Raw genomic sequence first — 251 nt, forward strand, 5'->3', positions numbered from 1 at the left:
GGCCTGCGCGGGTTTGCCGGTATGATAGGCGCCCCCGCACGTCTGGATTGCGAATACGCCATGACCTTGCAGTACCCAACCATCGCCGATTGCGTCGGCAACACGCCGCTGGTGCGTTTGCAGCGCCTGCCCGGCGCCACCAGCAACACCCTTTTGCTCAAGCTCGAAGGGAACAACCCGGCGGGTTCGGTCAAGGACCGCCCGGCGTTGTCGATGATCACTCGCGCCGAGTTGCGCGGGCAGATCAATCC

The 251-nt window shown here is 64.5% G+C and carries 1 protein-coding gene; it reads left to right on the forward strand.

Annotated elements, in window-relative coordinates:
• Window positions 1–60: 60 nt before the first annotated feature.
• Window positions 61–251: pyridoxal-phosphate dependent enzyme (locus AAEY83_RS17150; protein WP_351061073.1), on the forward strand; the 191-nt coding region annotated here is incomplete at its 3' end.

Source organism: Psychrobacter sp. TB20-MNA-CIBAN-0197 (genome assembly GCF_040309765.1).
Lineage (GTDB): Bacteria > Pseudomonadota > Gammaproteobacteria > Pseudomonadales > Moraxellaceae > Psychrobacter > Psychrobacter submarinus.